Below are 19,635 nucleotides of genomic sequence, written 5' to 3'. Positions count from 1 at the left end.
GTAAGTATGTTCCTTCTCACGTTTCACGTCTCACCTCTCACGTCTCACTACTTCGTTTCCACCCGAATCACACGATCCAGGTCATTTTCAGGCAATCCTTCTAAATAAATAAACAATCCTTCCGGCTGTTGTTTCCAACGCAGGGGCTTTCCATTCTCAAAAACTTTTACCGCTGTTACTTTGCCTGTATAATTTGGACAGAGAATAAAAGATTCTTTCACCGGTTGAAGTACATGCACAAAACTTTCCTTCCCTTTATGTGTAATGGCACCCCAGGGTTCAAGTCCTCCGGGATTGCCCCGTGTTCCATAAATCGATTCTCCATATACCTGCAGCCATTCGCCTACTTTCTTTAAGGTATCCACAAATTCCGTCTGGATCTTTCCATCCGGTTGAGGGCCCACATTAAGCAGAAAATTGGCATTTTGTCCGGCGGCTTTAACGAGGTAATGGACAAGTGTATGGGTTGACTTGTATGATTTATCATTGATATTAAAACCCCAGGAATAATTGATGGTTTCGCAGGTTTCGAGGGGTACACCCTGGCTAACCGATCCGCTTCCCCATCCATGAGAGTTCCCTCCGGGAAGGTCTTTTTCAAATAATTGGTAATCCTCTCCGGGTTTCAGGTTATCATGATGGTTATTACCGATCATTACATCGGGTCTTAACTGGTGAATAAGCCCATATATCTCATCATACCGCCAATCGGCATTCTTTCTTTCCCAATCTCCATCAAACCAGATACTGCTTACAATGTCCCCATATTGGGTCAGGAGTTCAGTTAGCTGCGCCTTCATAAACCGGATATAACTGTCCCAGTCACCCCCTTCCGGCTTGCCATTTACAATGGGTTTGCCAAAGGCGTAATCTGACCGGCCCCAATCCAGCAGGGAATAGTAGAAATTCAGTTTCAGGCCTTCTGCCCGGCAGGCTTCGGCGAGATCACGCATGGGGTCCTTTTTAAAGGGCGTTGCCTGCATGATGTTGTAGGTACTTGCTTTGGTATCAAACATACTAAAGCCATCATGGTGGCGGGAAGTAATGGTGATGTATTTCATTCCTGCCTGCTTGGCTATGCGCACCCATTCCCTGGCATCAAAGGAATGTGGATAAAAGGCATTCGCCATTCTTTGGTACTTGTCGTACGGAATCTTTTTTTGGTGCATGACCCACTCCCCATCAGCAAGCAGGCTGTAAATGCCCCAATGAATGAACATCCCGAACTTTCGATCCTGGAAGTCTTTTCGGTTCTCGAGATTGGAAGCGGATGGCTTGTAATTGGTTTGGGAAAAACTAATGCCCATATAGAAACAGGCAAGGCAGAGAAAAACAATCCTTCTCATGTTGGTGGTTTGCCTCAAGGTAGGAAAATATCCATTTCACCTCACCCCTCATTGGTAAAATTTAAATTTCCGTAAAAAGGGTTATTCCTACCACCGGGCCACGATCTTGAAATTCACGAGTCTTGGAGTAAGCCTGTTGGGCATGGTAAATACATTATTGGCAAAATCCTTGATGAGCAGGTAAGAGATGGTATTGTCCCGGTCAATTAGATTGAACACTTCCAAACTGGCCCAGATATTATCAAATCCACGGAAGGGGCTATGGCTGCGCCGCTTGGTCCTGTCGGAATCCAATAGCAAAGCACTAAAGCCAATATCCACCCGAATATAAGGCTCGATCACCAGGGCATTTCGGTATTTGACACTGCCGGGTATATTGTAAGGCAGGTTGGTGCCATAGATGGTGTTGAGATAAACTTTCAGGTTTTTGTTGGTAGCGAGATAATCCTGATAAAATAAACCGAAGGTGATCAACCGGTCGGTGGGCCGGCGTAGCCAACCTCCTTCAACCGTACTGCTATCAGTGGGCTGATTGAGTGAATCGAGCGTATAGATTTTATAGAAATCATTTTCCAGGTCTTCCCGTGTGCGCATAAACCCTAGGCTGACCCAACTCTCGGCATCTTTGACCAGTTCACCAAACAACCGCAATTCGAGCCCGGCCGCATAGGCTTTGGCCATATTCTCTCCAAAGTACCGAATACGTACATTGTCTATATCGTAGGGCACTACATTCGTCAGGTTTTTATAGTAGGCCTCAGCGGTTAAACGAAGTGGTTTGTCACCTTTTTTGAAATTATAGTCAAATCCTCCGGTTACCTGCCAACTGCGTTGGGCTTTGAGGCTTGTATTCACGGTTCCATCATAGCGGCGAAGTTCCCGGTAAAAAGGTGGCTGGTGATAAGCGCCAAGTGCCGCACGAAAGATGATATCCTTTTCTCCACGGGGTTTCCAGGACGCGCCAAAGCGGGGAGAAAGCAGGAGCTCATTGTTCAGCGTATTATAATTAAACCGTAGCCCTGCCTGTAAAGTAAATGTGTGTGAGGTGTCGCCAAATACCAGATTATCCTGTAGAAAACCTGATACCTTGGTGATGTCGAGATCGGCCTTCGATTTGATCACCTGGCTAAGCGAAAGTCCGTTGGGATCATAGGGCAGGGAGTACCCGGCAGAATCCTTGTATTCCCATTCATTCAAACGGTCATTGATCAGGGTTTTATCCAGTCCAATACCCCATTGCAGGGCATGTTTCCCTTTTTCCAGTTGTCCGCGGTGGGAGAAATTCCAATTGGTGACCTTTAATTCGTTTCGGGCATAGTTCTGCGTTACCCCGGCACCCAGTGGATTGATGATAAGTCCAAAGGTTGGTTGGCTCTGGTCAAAATCCCGTTCGCCAAAAAGATAGGCTCCGGTGATATCTATATTTTCTGATTCATCATTTTCAAAACGTGAAACCAGCCATTTCAGCCGCAGGTGGCGATTTCGCTGGTAGGTGGTTGACATACCCAGCATTCTGGTACGGTAGAGATCTTTTTCCCTTCCTTCAAAGAAAATATCCAATCCAAGGTTGGCGCTGAAGAAAGGGGAGAAGACAGAGGAGGTGAGCTGACTGAATTGAGGTATCAGGGTAAATTGGGTTTGGGAAATATTTCCCAGGAATTCGGTTTGCCAGCGACTGTTCCATTGGTAGGTGATCAGAGTCTGCAGATCGGCGGAGGAGGGGGTATAGTTTCCTTGTGTCTCCTGCCGGCTTAACAGGTTGCGGTTACTCCGGTTTCGGGCACCGATCAAATAACTGAGTTTATTATTTCCGCTGGTTCCTTCCAGGTGAAACCCTTGTTCCAGAATACTGACATAGGCACTTCCGCCAAATTGACGAGGACGTTTATATTGGATATCCAGCACACTGCTCATTTTGTCCCCATAGCGTGCCTGAAAGCCACCATTGTAAAAATTGATATTTCGGACCAGTTCCGGATGGATAAAGCTTAATCCTTCCTGCTGGCCATTGCGTACGAGATAAGGACGAAAGATCTCAAAATCGTTTACATAGATCAGGTTCTCATCATAGCTCCCACCGCGAACAGAATATTGCGAGGTGAGTTCGTTATTGGAACCAACAAAGATCTTGATCAGGTTCTCCACCCCCATGACAGGTGCAGGCAGATTGATAACGGATTTAGGATTGAGACGGATCAAACCGGCTTCATTTCTTTCTCTTCGGTCAGTTACGATCACTTCTTCGAGGGTGCGGGTTCCCCTTTCCAATCGCACCGTAAGGGTTTCTTCTTCCCCTTCGTTCATTAAAAAATTTCGTTGCTCGGTGGAATATCCTGTATAACTGAAAATAATGGCAAAGGCCCGACCGGGGGTTACCTGAATGCGAAATGTGCCCGAGTCCGTAGTAACTACACCGGTGCGTTTGCCCAGGATGGTGACAGATACACCGGGGAGGGGCTTTTCATTTTCATCGAGGACCTTACCGCTAACAAAAGTTTGGGAAAATGCAGAAAAAGAGAGAAATAAACAAAGAGACACAGAGGCACAGAGGTTCTTTGGATTTATTGTTTCACGAAGTGCTTTCCAGATAGCGCAGCGAGAAACTTTTTTTACACTATATCTCTGTGTCTCTGTGGTTAAAAAAATCATCCGATCGATTTTAATTGAGCGATCGTCGACTTCGGATCCGGGGATTTGAAAACAGTATTACCGGCTACCAATACGTCGGCGCCGGCCTGAATGATATCTTTTGCATTGTCGAGGGTTACCCCACCATCGATCTCGATCAGGGTAGGGAGGGACCAGGTGTCGATCATATTACGCAATGCCTGGATCTTGGTCAGGGTATGCAAAATAAATTTCTGTCCGCCAAAACCAGGGTTCACACTCATCAGGCAAACCAGATCGATCTCCGGAAGAATATCTTTTAAAACATCCACCGGTGTGTGCGGATTGATGGCCACACCTGCCTTCATTCCCAGTTCTTTGATCTGCTGAATATTGCGGTGAAGGTGGGGGCAGGCCTCATAATGTACGGTAAGATAGTCCGCACCAGCAGCCTTGAATTGCGCGGCATATCTTTCCGGCTCTTCGATCATTAAATGCACATCACATATCTTGGAAGTTGCAGCCCTTACGAATTGAATGATCATGGGGCCAAAGGTGATATTGGGGACAAACCGCCCATCCATCACATCGAGGTGAAACCAGTCGGCCTGGCTTTCGTTGAGCATTTCACAGTCTTTACGCAGGTCGAGATAATTGGCGGAGAGAAGTGAAGGGGCGACAATGGGCATCGGCGTTTTTTTTGCAAGTTATAAAAAGTAAGGTTTATTTAGGATTTTAAGGATTTCCCGAATCAAAAGGGAGATTAGAGTTTGATTTTTTCTGCTGCTTCCCTGGCTTCGGTCAGGGTCTTATCAAGTCCATAGGCCCGTTTATAATTCAGTAAGGCTTCTTCTTTCTGCCCGAGTGCTTCCTGGCACAGCCCCATCCAGTAATAGGTATCTGCAAAGCTATTTGATACCGTTAATGCCAGTTGATACACTTTCAATGCCTCATTATATTTCTTTTGTTTGTACAGGATCCTTCCTTTTTCCAGATAGGCATCAATGAAATTATAGTCGCTTTGAATGCTGGCATCAAAGGCCTTTAGTGCTTTATCCTGTTGCCCCATATTATCATAGTACACCCCTTTGAAGTAATAGGGCTCGGGGGCATTTCGTTCCTGGTTGGCTGCCAGTATCTCATTGCAAAAATTCAGGGTCTTGGGATTTAGTGTTGCGGCATACAGATTGGCCAGGCGTAGCGATGCCTGGGTGAGCTCTCCGGGTTGAACCAATTTTTCCAGTGTGCCTATGGCACCTGTTGTATCCCCTTTTTGCTCCTGTTGCTCCGACAAGCGGAACAAATAATTGGCATAAACTGCAGGATCCGTGGTATCCGAGGGTGGAACCAGAGGAATGTCCTTTATAACAGAAGAAGTATCCTTGCCCGGTTCACCTGTTTCTGTTTTTTTTGGTTCTGCATTTTGACAGGACACCCAAAGGATGGTCAATATGGGGAGAAAATACTTTCGGTTCATGGTAAATTGTTATGACAAAAGTCTGACATTTATACCTGATTCAAGGTAATAGCTTTGCAAAAATTTTTTCATGCAGAAAATGAGATTTCCATTTTTGATATTTCTAACCCTGGGCTTGGTCCTGGGAGCTTGTCACCGGCCAATGTCGGGTGGAGCCAGTTCAGCGACTTCTTATGCGGATACGTTGATTTATCCGGAGGAAACGCATTTTAAGAACCTGCAACAATTGACCTTTGGAGGTGACAATGCAGAAGCCTATTTCAGTTTTGACGGGAAATGGATCGTTTTTCAGAAAACCAATCCCAAAGAAGGGCTGACCTGTGACCAGATATTTGTGGGAAAAGTGCCAAAACTGGGTGAAAAATTTGAATACAAAATGGTGAGCACGGGGAAGGGCAGAACCACTTGTGCAGCTTTTACCCGGGATGGGAAACATATTATCTATGCATCCACTCACCTGGGAGGAGATGAATGTCCCCCGGTACCCGATCGGACGAAATATGGCAACCGCTATATCTGGCCCTTGTATCCTACCTATGATATTTTTATGGCTGACCTGAATGGAAAGATCGTGAAGCAATTGACCAATGCGCGGGGATATGATGCAGAAGCCACCTTATCGCCTGATGGCAAGAAGATGATCTATACCAGTGATAAAGAAGGGGATATTGATCTTTATATCATGGACCTGGAAACAGGCAGTGAAAAACGCGTCACCAATACACTCGGGTATGATGGAGGAGCCTGGTTCAGCCCGGACGGCACCAAGATCATCTGGAGGGCCTCACGTCCTAAAACTGACGACGAGGTTAAAGAATACAAGGAATTATTGGCAGAGAACATGGTAGCTCCAACCAATATGGAGGTATTTGTGGCTAATGCCGATGGCAGCAATCCCCGGCAGGTGACCAGCTATGGTAAGGCGAACTGGGCACCTTCTTTTATGCCTGATAGTAAACGCATCATCTTTGCCTCCAATCATGAATACGCACGTGGGTTCCCCTTTAATATGTACACCATCAATGAAGATGGTACCGGATTGACCAAGATCAGCCGTGACAAAGGCTTTGATGCCTTTCCCATGTTTAGTCCGGATGGAAAGAAGATCATCTTCTGCAGTAACCGGAACAACGGAGGCACCCGGGACACGAATGTGTTTTTGGCGGATTGGGTAGGGGAGTGAGGCGTGAGTTTCGTGAGGCGTGAGGCGTGAGTTTCGTGAGGCGTGAGAGGTGAATAGTGAATGGTGAATAGTGAATAGTGTTCGTGAGACGTGAAACGTGAGCGGAAACCATCCAGATTCACTATTCACTATTGACCATTCACTATTCACGCCTTACGTCTCACGTCTCACGCCTCACGTCTCACGTCTCAAGTTTTCTCCCTACATTTGACCCACAAAATTCTTTGTATGTACAACGGTCTTCTCCATCTCCATAACGTCCTTCGCTGGGTCATCCTTATTTTCCTGGTGTTGGCCTTGATACATTCCTTTACTAAGAATGCCGGCTTGCGTCGTTCGAGTCTGTGGTTGTTGATCGCCGCTCATACCACTTTTTTATTGGGAATTTACCAGTGGGTGACTGGAGGGCTTGGCTTAAAGAATATTCAGAATATTGGTTTTGGAGAGGTAATGAAGGATTCGGTGGCTCGTTTTTGGGCTGTTGAGCATTTAGCTGGAATGTTGATCGCGATTGTGTTGATCACCATAGCCAGGGGAAAAGCCAAGAACCTGAATTATAAAGCCGCCGGCTGGTTATACCTCATCGCCCTGATCCTGATTCTTGCCGTAGTTCCCTGGCCTTTCCGGGAAGGTATTGGCAGACCCTGGTTTCCCGGTCTTTAATTTTTATATACACGGATTACTCGGATTACACGAATTGTACGGATAATACAGATTACACGAATACGTGAGGGTGATTTTTTTTGCCTAACTTTAAATATGCCTCTGCATAGAAATTTCACCTATTGGATAGATAAGCGCCAATGGAAATATGTTTTCCTGCTGGCCACACTCGAGCTATCACTTAAAGCTAAAAGCTGATAGCTATTAGCTTTTAGTTTACAGCCGCCTCCCTCGGCTTTCCATAACTTTATTCTTTTCACCAACAACTCCCTTGCCATGCCCCATTACTATAAACTTGGAAATATTCCCCATAAACGTCATACACAGTTTCGCAAACCTGACGGCTCGCTGTATAGTGAGCAGTTATTTTCAACGGAAGGGTTTAGCGACGACTACAGTTTGTTGTACCATTGTCATCCCCCTACACAGATCATACGCACCGAGCCGCAACAGGATGTATCGCCACAGGTAGCCGAGGAAAAAATGTTACAGCATCGATGCTTTGAAGGCTTTCATGTAAAACCACAGGATGATTTTTTGCAAAGCCGCGTTCCGGTATTGGTCAACAGTGATTGTCATATTGTGCTGGCCGCCCCCCGGAAAAGCATGACCGATTATTTTTACAAGAATACCGATGGCGATGAAATGATCTTTGTGCATGAAGGAAGTGGCAAAGTGACAAGCCAGTATGGCGAATTGCCTTTTTCGTATGGTGATTATATTGTCATCCCCCGGGGGACGATCTATCAGATCCATTTTAATGATGCCAATAACCGGTTGTTTATTGTGGAATCCTTCACCCCGCTCCGGTATCCAAAGCGGTATATGAGTAAATACGGACAATTGATGGAACACGCTCCGTATTGTGAAAGAGATATCCGTCCGCCCCAGGACCTGAAGACCTATGATGAAAAAGGCGATTTTCTCATTCGGGCAAAAAAGAAAGGGATCATGTATGGGCTGCATTATGGCACGCATCCCTTTGATGTGATCGGATGGGATGGGTGTTGCTATCCGTATATTTTTTCCATCCATGATTTTGAACCCATAACCGGGAGGGTGCACCAGCCACCACCGGTACACCAGACCTTTGAGACCAATGCCTTTGTGGTTTGCTCCTTTGTACCCCGGTTGTATGATTATCATCCCGATGCCATACCAGCACCCTATAATCACAGCAATATCGACAGCGATGAGGTTTTGTATTATGTGGATGGTGATTTTATGAGCCGGAAGAATGTGACCAGGGGTATGATCACCCTGCACCCGGCCGGAATTCCCCACGGGCCTCATCCCGGGGCTGTAGAAAAGAGCATTGGGGCCCGGGAAACAAAAGAATTGGCCGTTATGGTGGATACTTTCCGTCCCCTGATGTTGACAAAGCAAGCCTTAGAGATTGAGAATGAAGGGTATGTGATGTCATGGGCCGAATAAGGTAAACCAGGATTTCGCGGATTTCGCAGATTTATTGGATTCTGCGAAATCTGTGAAATCAATGTATTCCAAAACAGGAATCATTCTTTCACTATCCGGTAATACCTTAACTTTCGGAGGAAAAAAATGCCATATGATCAAAATCGGACATTTAAAACCGGGCGATATTGTCATGGTAAATGACGATGGCCTGATGCGTGAAGGGGAGGTGGTTGAAACCAACCGGATCGAACACCTGGCCCTGATCGATAACGGAATCCAGGAATTCTGGTATCCCCAGCAGGATATCTACCCTGTGGCGTTGGATGATACCCAGTTGGTAAGATTGGGATTTGAGGCGGAGGACCAGGAGGGTGCAATCAAATACAAGCGGGGGGCATTCCGGATGGTCTTACCCGAAAAGGGTAATTTCTCCAAAGTGGATATGTGGTACCGGGAAGACCGGCGTCATTTTGAAGTTCCCCTGGCGGTGCATGAGCTTCAAAACCTCCATGCATCGATGACCAAGGTTCCATTGGAAAGGCCTTGATTATCAACCACTTTTCAAATTAGCTGCCAAAACAGCCGATTTTTCCACCGGCCGGTGGAAAAAAACATCCTCTTTTTTTATTTTTCGGGGTGATACTCTTATCTTTGCGCTCCCAAAAAATATGTCAAAACAACCCTTAATTAAACAGGACGGCACCATCATCGAGGCCTTATCGAACGCGATGTTCAGGGTCAAGTTGGAAAATGGTCACGAGATTTTGGCAACTATTTCCGGGAAAATGAGGATGCACTATATCCGCATTCTTCCGGGAGATAAGGTTGGGGTGGAAATGAGTCCATATGACCTTTCCAGAGGCCGAATTATTTTTAGGTATAAATAAAAATAGCTATTCGCTAAAAGCAAAAAGCTGAATAACATGAAAGTAAGAGCATCCATAAAGAAGCGCAGCGCCGACTGCAAGATCGTACGCAGAAAGGGTAAGCTGTACATCATTAACAAGAAGAATCCCCGCTATAAGCAGCGTCAGGGATAATTAAGTATTACAAACAAAAACGAAAAGATAACTTATGGCACGTATTGCCGGTGTTGATTTACCCAAGAACAAAAGAGGCGAAATTGGACTGACCTATATCTATGGTATTGGTCCATCTACGGCCCGTTACATTCTGGACAAGAATGATATCGATCGCAGCAAGAAAGTGAACGAGTGGAATGATAGTGATCTGAATGCGATCCGTAACACCATCACGGAGGAATTCAAGGTGGAAGGCCAGCTTCGTTCAGAAGTTCAAATGAGCATCAAGCGTTTGCTTGATATCGCTTGTTACCGTGGACTTCGTCATCGTAAAGGGTTACCGGTTCGTGGCCAGCGTACAAAAACCAATAGCCGGACGCGTAAAGGAAAGAGGAAGACAGTTGCCGGTAAGAAGAAGGCACCGAAGAAATAATCGGACAGCTAATAGCCCCAGGCTATTAGCTTTCGGTTTTTATATGCACCCTTATTTTACGGAACGATCGCGGATACCTGGTGCAGGAGGAGGGTCGGTCCGGTTCGCCAAAAGCGAATTGATTTTAAACTAAAGATTACCTAGTTCAACTCAGATGGCAAAAGCACAACAACAACAACAAAGCGCCAAAGCCGCCGCCAAAAAGCGGGTGGTAAAAGTGGACGCTTACGGAGATGCCCATATAGTGGCCTCCTTTAACAACATCATCATCTCCCTGACCAACAAAACTGGCCAGGTGATCTCCTGGAGCAGTGCCGGTAAGATGGGATTCCGTGGTTCTAAAAAGAACACACCCTATGCCGCTCAGATGGCTTCTGCAGATGCCGCAAAGACCGCGTTTGACGCCGGTTTGAAGCGTGTGGATGTATATGTAAAAGGTCCTGGTTCCGGCCGCGAAAGCGCCATCCGCTCCCTCTCCCAATCGGGTATCGAGGTAGTGATGATCAAAGACGTGACCCCGCTGCCACACAATGGCTGCCGTCCGCCCAAGAAGAGAAGAGTATAACAACATATTGAATCGCCATTCAGGTTCATTTAACTAAAGGGTGACAGATTAATTTTTACCGCTTTCAACGATCTGCTCACCGGTTTTAAAAAAGCGGAAATGAATAAAAACTATGGCACGTTACACTGGTCCAAAGACCAAGATCTCCCGCATTTTTGGAGAGCCCATTCTGGGTAATGGAAAATGGCTGAACAAAAACAGCAACCCTCCCGGTCAGCACGGTGCATCACGCAAGCGTAAGACCCTTGGAGAGTATGCCCTTCAGCTTCGCGAAAAACAAAAGGCCAAATACACGTATGGTGTTTTGGAGAAACAATTCCGTAAAACATTTGAAGAAGCCGCCCGTCGCAAAGGGGTAACAGGTGAAAACCTGATCAAACTCCTCGAAGCGCGTCTGGATAACACCGTGTTTCGTATGGGTATCGCTCCTTCCCGTCCTGCTGCTCGTCAGTTGGTCAGCCACAAACACATCACCGTAAATGGAGAAGTAGTAAATACTCCTTCCTTTGAGGTTAAACCCGGCGATGTGATCAGTCTGAAAGAAGGTACCAAAGAGAAAACGTCCATTACCAGCACCATTGGCGCAAAGAACCCCAAATTCAGCTGGCTGGATTGGAATGAAACCGAGATGAAGGGTACTTTTATCGCGTATCCCGAGCGTGAAAGCGTTCCTGAGAATATCAAGGAACAACTGATCGTGGAATTGTACTCTAAGTAAGCTGTTTTGCCTGCTGGTGCCTGGCACCAGTTGCTGATAGCTCCAATTTGTCAACCTTTTAAATCGCTAATATGTCCATTCTGAACTTCCAAAAACCTGATAAAATCATCCTGCAAAAGGCCACGGATTTTGAAGCCCAGTTTGAGTTTCGTCCGCTGGAGCCTGGCTATGGTGTCACCGTTGGTAATGCCCTCCGTCGGGTGCTGCTGAGCAGCCTCGAAGGTTATGCCATTGTAGGCGTGAAGATCGAGGGAGTGGAGCACGAATTCGCTACCATCACTGGTGTGAGCGAAGACGTGGTGGAGATGATCCTGAACCTGAAACAGGTTCGTTTAAAGAAGATCGTTGACCATGAAGTGGCCAATGAGCGGATCATCCTTTCCGTAAAAAATACAACTGAATTTACCGCCGGTATGATCGGCCAGGCTACACAGAGCTTCCAGGTGATGAACCCGGAGCAACTGATCTGCACCCTGGATTCCTCTGCCAAGATCGATATCGAACTGACCATCGGTAAAGGACGTGGGTATGTTCCTGCTGAAGAGAACAAACCCAAAGATGCCCCGCTGGGTTATATCCCCGTGGATTCCATCTATACGCCGATCAAGAATGTAAAATATACCATTGAGAACACCCGTGTGGAACAGCGGACCGACTACGAAAAGCTGATCATGGAAGTTTCTACCGATGGTACCATTCACCCCGAAGAGGCTGTTAAACAAGCCAGCCGGATCCTGATCCAGCACCTGATGATCATCACCGACGAGAACATCACCTTTGACAATAAAGAAGAGAAGAAAGAAGACCTGGTGGACGAACAAACCCTGCAATTGCGCAAGGTGTTGAAGACCCCGCTGGAAGACCTCGACCTCTCTGTTCGTGCCTTCAACTGTCTGAAAGCCGCCAAGATCAACTCGCTGAGCGAGCTGGTTCAATACGAGCAGGAAGACCTGATGAAGTTCCGGAACTTTGGTCAAAAATCACTGGCTGAGATCGAGCAGGTACTTACCGAAAGAGGATTGTCCTTTGGTATGGACCTCGTTAAACTCGGCGTAGATCCGGATGAACTGTAACTAAAAAAGCTTAAGGCTATTAGCTAATCGCTATTAGCTTCTAACTCTGATTATCTATTCATAACCGGCTGCAATTCCTGACACGGTGCAGTCGATAAAAACACAAAGTCATGCGTCACGGAGACAAGATCAACAACCTGAGCCGCACCAAAGCACATCGCGATGCGTTGCTCAGTAACCTGGCCGCTCAGCTGATCACCCACAAGCGGATCGTTACCACCCTGGCCAAAGCCAAAGCTTTGCGCACGTATGTAGAACCCCTGGTTACCAAAGCCAAAAACAATACGACCCATCAACGTCGTGTGGTATTTAGCTACCTGCAGGATAAAGAAGCCATCAAGGAATTGTTTGGCCTGGTTGCTGAAAAAGTAGGCGGCCGTCCCGGTGGTTATACACGTATCATCAAACTGGGTGCACGTCCTGGTGATAATGCCGAGAAAGCCATGATCGAACTCGTTGACTTTAACGAGATCTATGGTAAAACAGCCGGTGATGCTTCCAAAGACGGAGCCAAGAAAACCCGTCGTGGCCGCGGAGCTAAAAAAGCTTCCGAGACCGGAGCCGAAGAAGCCGCTGAAACCAAAGGAGAAGAATAATGACCGATCACTTTATTCATACAAGGGGCCCTGTTGTTTACAGGGCCCCTTTTTTATGTTACCAATTAACTTTTGACCGCACCCCTTTTTTCCTTTTTTTTGCAAAATCTTTCTAAACCATGAATGCTACCCCATCCCCCGCGATCCTGCTCCTCGAAGACGGAACCACTTGTCACGGCTTTTCTTTTGGCGCCATCGGTACAACCGGCGGTGAGATCTGTTTCAACACCGGCATGACAGGATACCAGGAAGTATTTACCGATCCAAGTTATTTCGGACAGATCCTGATCATGAATGCAGTACACGTAGGGAATTATGGGGTTAAAAATGAAGACGTTGAATCCGGGTCGGTCAAGATTCGCGGACTGATCGGGCGTAACCTGGAAGATCAATACAGCCGCAAAATGGCCCATGGGTCATTGGATGAATATTTAAAAAAGAACAATATTGTGGCCATCGAGGGTGTGGATACACGCTCACTCGTATCTCATATCCGCACCAAAGGGGCCATGAACTGTATCATCTCCTCCGAGATTCTGGATGTGGATGAATTAAAGAAGGAATTGGCCAAAGTGCCTTCCATGGCGGGTTTGGAGCTTGCGTCGCAGGTGACCACCGACCAGGAATATGAGTTGGGGGATCCTTATTCCCCGATCCGCGTAGCGGTACTTGATTTTGGATGTAAGCAACATATCCTGGAGTGCATGACCGATCGCGGGGCCTACGTGAAAGTGTTTCCGGCAAAAACACCCGCCTCGCGGCTGAAGGAATTTAATCCAACAGGATACTTTATTTCCAACGGACCCGGGGATCCCTCGGCCATGGACTATGCCATCGTATCCGTCAAAGAATTACTCAAGGAGGGCAAACCCACTTTTGGCATCTGCCTGGGGCACCAATTGCTGGCCCTTGCCAATGATATCCCCACCTTTAAAATGCACCATGGCCATCGCGGTCTTAACCACCCGGTAAAGAACCTGGTGACCGGAAAAAGTGAGATCACTACGCAGAACCATGGGTTTGGCGTTGATCCGGAAGCGGTGAGAAAGGCAGAACATATTGAGATCACGCACCTGAACCTGAATGATCAATCCATTGAAGGGATAAGGCTTAAGGGTAAACCTGCATTCTCGGTACAATACCATCCCGAAGCGACACCCGGCCCACACGATTCGAGGTATCTGTTTGACGAATTCATCGACCTGATGAAAACATCCGTGGCAAGCGGGAATTAGGTAAATTCGCTGAAAGCACCCTGATCTATGCGGATATCCATCATCAATGGCCCCAATCTTAACCTGCTGGGAAAGCGGGAACCGGAGATCTATGGTGATCAATCATTTGAGCAATACCTGGAAACACTTTCCGGTAAATATCCATCGGTCAGTTTTACCTATTTCCAAAGCAACGTGGAAGGTGAATTGATCGACCAGATACAACGGACCGGTTTTGATCACCACGGTATCATCCTTAACCCGGGCGGATATACGCATACCTCCGTTTCCATCGGGGATGCCATTGCGGCTGTTAAGGCCCCCGTTATCGAGGTCCATATCTCCAACGTACATGCCCGGGAAGACTTTCGTAAATTTTCTCATGTCTCCGGTCAGGCCCGGGGAAGCATATTTGGTTTAGGGCTTCATGGGTACGAACTCGCGCTTCAATGGTTCCTTGCTCAACAAAAGGCCTGATGTATATCAGGCGTAGGTCTCCAATGAATCAATGCAGGGGAATGACAATTTAATAGCTTTGTGTTCAGCTAAATTTGATTGAATCATGAAAGTTCCGGTAACCTATACCCCAGCCCAGGAGGCCTTATCTGTGATCAAATCCGGTAGCCGCGTTTTTATCCAGGGTAGTGCCCAAACCCCTTTGTATCTGCTTCGTGAATTGGCCCGCAAGGCCCCCGAATTGACAGATGTTGAATTGGTCTTTATTACCGTACAGGGTGATATTACGGTTGATAAACCCGAATACAAAGATTCTTTTCATATCAATTGCATGTTTGTATCGGAGTCTGTACGAAAAGCGGTCAACGATGGCCGTGCGGATTTCATCCCGGTATTTTTAAGTGATATCCCCGATCTTTTCCGTAATCAAATGGATATTGATGTGGCCCTGATCCAGGTTTCCCCTCCCGATCAACATGGGTATTGCTCACTGGGAGTATCGGTAGATATTGCCCGGAGTGCCGTGAATACCGCGCATCATATCATTGCTCAGGTTAACCCCAGCGTTCCCCGTACACACGGCGACAGCCTGATCCATACAGAACGCTTTGATTACATGGTTTACCATGAAGAGCCTTTACCCGAAGTGGATTATGGTTCGAAAACAGGGGAGGAGGAATTCCAGATCGGAAAGCATATTGCCGGAATGATCGAAGACGGCAGCACCATCCAGATGGGTATTGGTACCATCCCTGATGCGGTCCTTAAATCTTTATACAACCACAAAAACCTGGGTGTTCATACCGAAATGTGCAGCGATGGTATCATTGACCTGGTTGACAAGGACATCATCAACAACTCAAAGAAAAGAATTCACCCATATAAGACTGTGACGGGTTTTGCCGTAGGCACCCGAAAATTATACGATTACGTACACGACAACCCATCTTTTGTATTCCTGGATATTGACTACGTAAATGATCCGCATGTGATCCGGCGTAACCCGAAAGTAGTGGCCGTCAATAGTGCCATCGAAGTAGATATAACCGGTCAGGTTTGCGCAGACTCTATCGGTACCCGGCAGTACAGTGGTATCGGTGGACAAATGGACTTTATGCGGGGAGCGGCCCTTAGCGAAGGTGGTAAACCCATCATTGCCCTCACCAGTCGAACCACCAAAGGCATCAGCCGTATCGTTCCTTTCCTTAAAGAAGGAGCCGGCGTGGTAACAACCAGAGGACACGTTCACTATGTGGTCACCGAATACGGGATTGCTTATCTCTACGGTAAAAACCTGCGTGACAGGGCCCGTGCGCTGATCAATATCTCTCACCCCGACGACCGGGAAAACCTCGAGCGAGCTTGCTTTGAGCGCTTCAAAGCCTTCTGATCCTAAAATGATAGCGTCCCTTAGCGCCTTCGCGTCTTTGCGGTAAGACCTAACCGCGAAGACGCGAAAGCTCTAAGGGACGCAGCCTTTTGTCAATCTATTTCTTGGAAGACATTTTTTTCCTTACTTCTTCCAGCTTGGCAACATACACGCTTCTTCCGTGTGTTCCCAAAATGATCTCGTTATCGCGCTCGTGAATGGCAATATCATGAATGGGAACAGACCGTGGAAGCCCTTTATCCCACATCATGAAGCTGGCCCCCCGGTCAAGGCTTACATATAATCCGCCATCCGTACCTACATACAGGATGCTGTCATTCTTTGGATCCTCACGAACCACATTGATCGGTTCATTGGGCAGATCAAGACCAATACGTGTCCAGGAATCACCCTGGTCATTACTGATATAGAGATAAGGAAGGAAGTGGTCAAACCGATAGCCATTCAAGGATACATAGACCCTGTTTTCAGACGCATAACTGGCTTCTATCCGGCTTACCCAGAGTTGCTGGGTGTTTAATTTCGTATCTGTTTTCTTCTTTTTTGCTTTGGGATCGGCTGGTTGGGCGTGCAAAGCTTCCCAGGTATAACCACCATCCCGGCTACGATGCAGGTTGCCATCATCCGAACCAACATACAACAGGCCAAAACGTAAAGGGGATTCTGTCAGGGTGGTAATGGTACCATAAGGAACATTGCCATCCACCCGGCCACGGGTCAGGTCGGCACTCAGGGTTTTCATACTGTCACCCTGATTGAGGGAACGGTGAAAATGATTGCTTCCGAAATACAGAATATCATTATTGTGCCTGCTCAAATGAATGGGGGTTTGCCAGTTGAACCGGTAAGGTTTTTCACCCAATTGATGAGAAGGGGTTATCCGCGCTGCTCTGCCGGCTTGGCCCAATACGCGACGAACATAATTCCCGAATTGAGAGCCATAGTAAGTGGTCGCATTGTCCCGAAGATCTACCTGTACCTGCATCCCGTCTCCACCACCTAAACTCTTCTCGGTTCCATCGGCCAATCCCAATCCCGAATTGGAAAAGGAGTTGCGTGGTGATTGGGAAGGGAATGACCATACCCCATTGTCCTGTAATCCACCATATACGTTATACGGCTTTGCATTATCCGTGGTAATGGCATAGAACTGACCTACCGCCGGGGTATTTGCTTTGAACCAGACCTTACCATCATCATACGTAATGTTGACGCCTCCATCGTTTCCATTGATCAAATGCGAATCTTTTTTGGGGTTGACCCAGAGCGCATGATGATCGGCGTGTACATTGTCCTTGTCCATTTCGCTCCAGGTTTTCCCTCCGTCATAAGAAACCATGGAAGAGAATCCCAGGGCATATACTTTTTCCGGGTTATATGGAGACACATAGATCTTGGCGAAATAATACCCATAGGTAAAGAAGATCGGTATGTCTTTCTCATTGGCCTTTTTCCAGGTCTTGCCTGCATCCAGGCTTTTATATACTTCACATCCAATCGGGGAACCTTCAAAGCCTGTGTTCACATCGAGAAAGTCATATATGGCCGTTGGTTTGAGCTTACCTGACGCCACATCATCCTTGATCTGTTTTGCCTTATAACGACCAGACATGCGGTTGTCCCGTAAAAAACTATCCAATTTTTTTTCATCCAGTTGCCCAAATTGTTCAACGGTCAGGTTTTTGAGATCTTCCAGTTCATAGGTAGTGCCCTTTTTTGCGGAGGTATCAGGTTTTACAGCCTGGTTATCGAGAATCGCGTATACCATGTTTGGGTTACCTGGATAAACGGCCAATCCAATTCTCCCGACCCCATCACCGGTAGGAAACCCGCTTGCGGCATTGGTCAGAAGCGACCAGGTCACCCCTCCGTCATTACTTTTATAGATGCCGCTTGATTGACCGGCTTCTTCAAAATTCCAGGCGCGCCGGGTACGGTACCAGGCCGCTGCATAGATTTCCTGGGGATTTTTGGGGTTGATATCCATTTCCACAACGCCTGTGTTATTGTCTATGAACAGCGTTTGTTTCCAGGTATCTCCGCCATCTGTACTCATAAATACGCCACGTTCGGCATTGGGTGAATACAGATGTCCCAGTGCCCCTACCCACAGTTTTTGCGGGTCGGTAGGGTGGAGAAGGATTTTACCGATATGGTGTGATTCGGGGAGACCCTTGTATTGCCAGGTCTTGCCTTTGTCCACACTCTTAAAGATTCCAATACCCGCGTAAGATGAGCGGCTGCTGTTCACTTCACCGGTTCCTATCCAGATGATCCCTTTTTCCCAATTCACTGCGATATCGCCAATGGTGATCACATCGGCTGAGTCAAAAACCGGGACAAAGGACAACCCATTGTTGGTGGTATGCCAAAGTCCTCCACTGGCATAGGCCACATAGAATTCGGTGGGGTCTTCAGGATTGGCCTCTATATCCACTACACGGCCACTCATGGTCACAGGTCCGATGCTTCGAAAAGCGGTCCCATTCAGCACGGAGCGGTCATGCAGGTTTTTTCTTTGTTCCATGGTTTTCAGGCGTTCAGCGGCCGGTGTCGGCGCTGGCTGAGCCAGGGAAAGAAGGGGTTGTACGAGGAATAATACCGGTAGGAACTTTAACAGTCGGCTCATAAACAAAGCGATTTTTCGTTAGTAACTTAGTTCTGGTATTCTCCCGCGGGAGCGGGAGGGATTCAAACTTACTAAACTATGCGATATCTTCTTTCCTTATTTCTGTTCATCAGCCTGAGTGGATATGGCCAGTATAAAAGCTATATCACGGGGGTAAGGGGCGATACCCTGAATATCGTTGACCTTGACGGGAAAAAGCAAGGCCGCTGGGTCATTACGGTACAACCTCTTCGGGGAGAACCCGGTTATGAGGAGCAGGGTGTTTATGTCAACGACCTGAAGGAAGGCCGCTGGCAACAGTTCTATTTAACCGGCGATATCCAGGCCATCGAAAATTATAAATGGGGAAACAAGCACGGCAAATGTTTCTATTACAATCGCTGGGGCGCTCTGGTACGCGAAGAGAGCTGGAAATCGGTGAACCCGGAGAACCCCTACGACACCGTCGCGGTCTATGATATTGATGACCCCACCCGCATAGTTGATCACGTTGTAGTAAAACTGGAAGGGACCACGCTTCGTCATGGCACCTGGAAATACTATGACCCCGATTTCGGAACCATTGAAAAAACAGAAGAATACGTACACGACAAACTCAAAAACGGACTGGATGATCTGGCCCCGATCGATGTGCGAAATTCCTATAAACCCACCACCGATTCCCTGGGCAACAGAGCAACCCCCAAACCCAAAACGGTACTCGAGTTTGAAAAAAAGAACTCCGGTAAAAAGGCCGTAAAAGTAAGGGATGGGAAGACCGGAGGATAAAGAATAAGAAATAAGGAATAAAAAATAAGGAATATTAAATAAGGAACAAAGAAGTAGGTACACGTACTTCTTTGTTCCT

20 protein-coding genes are annotated in these 19,635 nt (G+C 47.1%); 15 read left to right on the top strand and 5 right to left on the bottom strand.

Features of this window, described 5'->3' with window-relative positions; translation table 11 throughout:
* Positions 1-47: 47 nt before the first annotated feature.
* The 4 genes from J0M30_13280 to J0M30_13265 form a co-directional block, all read right to left on the bottom strand.
* Positions 48-1,346 carry an alpha-L-fucosidase gene (locus J0M30_13280; protein ID MBN8668467.1) on the bottom strand — a complete coding sequence of 433 codons (1,299 nt, stop codon included), beginning with the start codon at positions 1,344-1,346 and terminating at the stop codon, positions 48-50.
* A gap of 87 nt (positions 1,347-1,433) precedes the next feature.
* A complete protein-coding gene (locus J0M30_13275) occupies positions 1,434-3,995 on the bottom strand; it encodes a TonB-dependent receptor (protein MBN8668466.1) in 2,562 nt (853 codons plus the stop codon).
* Positions 3,992-4,642: a ribulose-phosphate 3-epimerase gene (locus J0M30_13270; protein MBN8668465.1), complete on the bottom strand. Its 651-nt coding sequence runs from the start codon at positions 4,640-4,642 to the stop codon at positions 3,992-3,994. Before J0M30_13270 ends, J0M30_13275 begins: the two co-directional genes overlap by 4 nt.
* A gap of 74 nt (positions 4,643-4,716) precedes the next feature.
* The gene (locus J0M30_13265) at positions 4,717-5,430 is read right to left on the bottom strand and encodes a tetratricopeptide repeat protein (GenBank protein MBN8668464.1); all 714 of its coding nucleotides are present in this window, start codon (positions 5,428-5,430) and stop codon (positions 4,717-4,719) included.
* A 79-nt stretch (positions 5,431-5,509) separates the two neighbouring features.
* Between J0M30_13265 and J0M30_13260 the strand changes: the two genes are divergently transcribed.
* The 14 genes from J0M30_13260 (at position 5,510) to J0M30_13195 (ending at position 16,159) form a co-directional block, all read left to right on the top strand.
* A complete protein-coding gene (locus tag J0M30_13260) occupies positions 5,510-6,613 on the top strand; it encodes a PD40 domain-containing protein (protein MBN8668463.1) in 1,104 nt (367 codons plus the stop codon).
* Positions 6,614-6,841: 228 nt separating this feature from the next.
* The gene (locus J0M30_13255) at positions 6,842-7,276 is read left to right on the top strand and encodes a hypothetical protein (protein MBN8668462.1); all 435 of its coding nucleotides are present in this window, start codon (positions 6,842-6,844) and stop codon (positions 7,274-7,276) included.
* 276 nt (positions 7,277-7,552) lie between these two features.
* Positions 7,553-8,710: a homogentisate 1,2-dioxygenase gene (locus J0M30_13250; GenBank protein MBN8668461.1), complete on the top strand. Its 1,158-nt coding sequence runs from the start codon at positions 7,553-7,555 to the stop codon at positions 8,708-8,710.
* 136 nt (positions 8,711-8,846) lie between these two features.
* Positions 8,847-9,239 carry a hypothetical protein gene (locus tag J0M30_13245; GenBank protein MBN8668460.1) on the top strand — a complete coding sequence of 131 codons (393 nt, stop codon included), beginning with the start codon at positions 8,847-8,849 and terminating at the stop codon, positions 9,237-9,239.
* Positions 9,240-9,360: 121 nt separating this feature from the next.
* Complete coding sequence (infA, locus tag J0M30_13240) at positions 9,361-9,579, top strand: translation initiation factor IF-1 (GenBank protein ID MBN8668459.1); 219 nt, start codon at positions 9,361-9,363, stop codon at positions 9,577-9,579.
* Between the two features lie 36 nt (positions 9,580-9,615).
* The gene (gene ykgO / locus J0M30_13235) at positions 9,616-9,732 is read left to right on the top strand and encodes a type B 50S ribosomal protein L36 (GenBank protein MBN8668458.1); all 117 of its coding nucleotides are present in this window, start codon (positions 9,616-9,618) and stop codon (positions 9,730-9,732) included.
* 34 nt (positions 9,733-9,766) lie between these two features.
* Positions 9,767-10,147 (top strand): 30S ribosomal protein S13, encoded by a 381-nt coding sequence (gene rpsM, locus J0M30_13230; protein ID MBN8668457.1) that lies wholly within the window; start codon positions 9,767-9,769, stop codon positions 10,145-10,147.
* A gap of 154 nt (positions 10,148-10,301) precedes the next feature.
* Positions 10,302-10,712 (top strand): 30S ribosomal protein S11, encoded by a 411-nt coding sequence (gene rpsK, locus J0M30_13225; GenBank protein MBN8668456.1) that lies wholly within the window; start codon positions 10,302-10,304, stop codon positions 10,710-10,712.
* Between the two features lie 112 nt (positions 10,713-10,824).
* A complete protein-coding gene (gene rpsD, locus J0M30_13220; GenBank protein MBN8668455.1) occupies positions 10,825-11,430 on the top strand; it encodes a 30S ribosomal protein S4 in 606 nt (201 codons plus the stop codon).
* A 71-nt stretch (positions 11,431-11,501) separates the two neighbouring features.
* Positions 11,502-12,503 (top strand): DNA-directed RNA polymerase subunit alpha, encoded by a 1,002-nt coding sequence (locus J0M30_13215; GenBank protein MBN8668454.1) that lies wholly within the window; start codon positions 11,502-11,504, stop codon positions 12,501-12,503.
* Between the two features lie 110 nt (positions 12,504-12,613).
* Positions 12,614-13,099: a 50S ribosomal protein L17 gene (gene rplQ, locus J0M30_13210; GenBank protein MBN8668453.1), complete on the top strand. Its 486-nt coding sequence runs from the start codon at positions 12,614-12,616 to the stop codon at positions 13,097-13,099.
* Positions 13,100-13,218: 119 nt separating this feature from the next.
* Positions 13,219-14,334, top strand: a complete 1,116-nt coding sequence (gene carA, locus J0M30_13205; protein ID MBN8668452.1) for a glutamine-hydrolyzing carbamoyl-phosphate synthase small subunit — start codon at positions 13,219-13,221, stop codon at positions 14,332-14,334.
* Between the two features lie 27 nt (positions 14,335-14,361).
* Positions 14,362-14,790, top strand: a complete 429-nt coding sequence (aroQ, locus tag J0M30_13200) for a type II 3-dehydroquinate dehydratase (GenBank protein MBN8668451.1) — start codon at positions 14,362-14,364, stop codon at positions 14,788-14,790.
* A gap of 85 nt (positions 14,791-14,875) precedes the next feature.
* Positions 14,876-16,159, top strand: a complete 1,284-nt coding sequence (locus J0M30_13195; GenBank protein ID MBN8668450.1) for an acetyl-CoA hydrolase/transferase family protein — start codon at positions 14,876-14,878, stop codon at positions 16,157-16,159.
* 97 nt (positions 16,160-16,256) lie between these two features.
* On the opposite strand, the gene J0M30_13190 is transcribed toward J0M30_13195, so the two are convergent.
* Positions 16,257-18,788: a hypothetical protein gene (locus J0M30_13190; protein ID MBN8668449.1), complete on the bottom strand. Its 2,532-nt coding sequence runs from the start codon at positions 18,786-18,788 to the stop codon at positions 16,257-16,259.
* A 78-nt stretch (positions 18,789-18,866) separates the two neighbouring features.
* Between J0M30_13190 and J0M30_13185 the strand changes: the two genes are divergently transcribed.
* Entirely contained in the window at positions 18,867-19,556 is a 690-nt protein-coding gene (locus tag J0M30_13185) for a hypothetical protein (GenBank protein ID MBN8668448.1), read from the top strand.
* Positions 19,557-19,635 lie beyond the last annotated feature (79 nt).

The organism is Chitinophagales bacterium (assembly GCA_017303415.1).
Classification (GTDB): Bacteria; Bacteroidota; Bacteroidia; order Chitinophagales; family Chitinophagaceae; genus SpSt-398.
Note: the sequence above shows the minus strand (reverse complement) of the source record. Positions and strands in the feature narration are given on the sequence as shown.